Annotated in this window: 1 pseudogene; it reads left to right on the plus strand. The window is 68.0% G+C overall.

Annotation, left to right across the window (positions count from 1 at the left end):
* Position 1: 1 nt before the first annotated feature.
* Positions 2-228 (plus strand): annotated as a pseudogene (locus ACFZPT_RS27205) (TRZ/ATZ family hydrolase); the annotation flags it as partial.

Genomic DNA, 228 nt, shown 5'->3' on the forward strand with positions numbered 1-228 from the left:
GCTGTTGCCGACCTGGCTGGTACCTGTGGAGCCAGCCGGCGTGGTGCTCAGGGATCACGGCCTGGGCATCCGCGACGGGAGCATCGCCTTTATCGGGCCTCGGGCGGCAGCGTTGAAACTGCAGGCCGCAGAGGTGCGCGAGCTGCCGGGCATGCTGCTCAGCCTCGGCTTGATCAACGCCCACGGGCACGCGGCCATGAGCCTGTTTCGCTGCCTGGCCGATGATCT

This window comes from Pseudomonas sp. MD330_10 (assembly GCF_042610415.1).
GTDB lineage: Bacteria > Pseudomonadota > Gammaproteobacteria > Pseudomonadales > Pseudomonadaceae > Aquipseudomonas > Aquipseudomonas rhodesiae.